Source organism: Bartonella silvatica (genome assembly GCF_040545155.1).
In the GTDB taxonomy this organism is placed as follows: Bacteria; Pseudomonadota; Alphaproteobacteria; order Rhizobiales; family Rhizobiaceae; genus Bartonella; species Bartonella silvatica.
On sequence record NZ_JBEPLI010000057.1, the window covers coordinates 1 to 1,999 of the forward strand.

At 40.0% G+C, this 1,999-nt stretch carries 1 protein-coding gene; it reads right to left on the minus strand.

Going from position 1 to position 1,999, the window contains the following annotated elements; genetic code table 11:
* Window positions 1-532 precede the first annotated feature (532 nt).
* Complete coding sequence (locus ABID23_RS07815) at window positions 533-1,621, minus strand: TIGR04086 family membrane protein (protein ID WP_354190917.1); 1,089 nt, start codon at window positions 1,619-1,621, stop codon at window positions 533-535.
* Window positions 1,622-1,999: the final 378 nt, after the last annotated feature.

Here is a 1,999-nt window from a genome sequence, read left to right on the forward strand (position 1 = left end):
ACATTGATTGATAAAGATCATTTCGCATTGTTGATATTGTATGGGACCCTTGAATATCGTAAGGTTCTCTCATAATCTTTTTATTATAGTGAATTCATCAAAAAAAGGTTCCTGACACCTCACAAGTGAGGGGGGGGCGATACAAACTGTATAAGCAAGAAATGTCTCTGATGTCTCCGTATAAGGGCAGTGGCAACAGTTATGAGTGGGGCAATAGAATGTTCAGTTTTTACCTTCACACGTATAAAGCAAGTATAAAGATGGAGGTGGTGGGGAATTCACCGGTATATCCTTCACGGGTGTTGTCGTGAAATGGGTTTGTGTGTTCTTTAAGAGATGTTTCTTTAAAACCAGTTTGTGAATACAAAATATATACAATACAATGTGGCATTTTATGACAATGTGGTGTGTTGTTTTACGTGAGGGAAATCCTCTTATCGTGGAGAGATATTGTATGCAAAAAAGCTGTACAAAATGTACAGCTTTTTATCATTTTCATATTGGATGCTTCATGTTGGAAGCGTTTAGAGTTTTAAAGCTTGAAAGAGTCCTTACGACTTCTATACCCATAATAACCAAAAATACTGGAGGTAATGGCACCAATAAGGCTGCCTAGAAAACCCCACCATCCCATATGGGATGCGGTTGTTGTGGCTTTATCGGCCATGTGGCGTGCATCTTTGAGGGAGCTATCAAGTTTTTTAGAGAGTGTTTCAGCCTGTTCCTCAAGGGCTTTGATGGCTTTCTCTGTTTTTGCTTCAGCTGTTTGATAGAGTTGAAGTGCATTGTTGGTCGTTGTTTGTGCCTCGGCACGTGTCATGCCATTGTTCATAAGGGCATGGATGATATCGCTTCGATCAAGTTTTGTGGTTATGGCTTTTGCACGGTCAGAAAGGCGTTCTTCGAGATTTTTCAGAGTGGTGCGATAATGAGAAGGCTCATTCTTAAAAGCTGTTATCGCCGCGCCAATATCTCCAAGAGCTGCCTGATAGGAATATTTTAAGCGGTCAGGATTAAGGGCAGGGATATCATTTTTCTTGAGAAGTGTGTGTAATTCACCACGTAGTTTGTCAAAATTGATGCTGCTGTCGCTGTTTTTTGTCAAAAAGCTTTCAAAGCTTTCACCGTTGAATTTTGAAAGCAGGGGAGAAAGATTTGATTTGAAACCCTCTATGGTTTGTTGGAGCATAGAGGCGCTTTCTCCGGTCGCTTTCGCGCCTATTTTTGCTGTGCTTGAAACCACATGAATGGCTTGGAGGGTCATAAGAAGTGTTAACAGAGCCCAAGTTAAAAAGCCATGAAGGATGCCTGAGGATTCAGCAAAACGTCCAGCAACAAAAGCGCCTAATGCAAGGCTGATCAATGTTACGATCACAGATCCAATGCCAAAGGAAAGGAAAGAGCCTTCAAAAGGTGTTGAAGAAGTGAAGTCCATTTGGCTAAAACCTAATGCTGTCACCAAAAAAGAGAGGCAAATTGATGTAGCAAGAGCTGTTACCAGTCCAGCTAAGATTGCTGACCATGAAATGGGGGTGTGAAAAAAGGGATACTCTGTTTCTATAGATGTTTCTTCTAGAAAGTTGGTATCAAATGGTGTGTCTTTAGGAATACGAGTTTCCATGTTTTATCTCCTTGAATGATGCTGGAGATACAATGTCTCTTCCCCCATTATGTTCCAAAATGGCGCTGTGCAATAAAGGATATGTTAAAGCGTTCTCTTTGACCGTTCCATTTTTTCAATGTTTTTTAATGGGGTTCGAGCCTTAACAAAGTGCCTGTAAAAACGCTTATAAACTGAATCTGTTAACCGAGATATCAAAATAAATAACGGACAAGTGCCCAAGAAGATTCGAAATCAAGCCTTGATACTTATGGCTTCGATGATCATGCTGATATTCTACATCAAGTTGATTATGGGGGATGTTGTTGATGGTACTTTCATGGCAAGAGGGCATGTTAAAAATATTTATTTGGGAAGAAAAAAATACTTTATATGAAA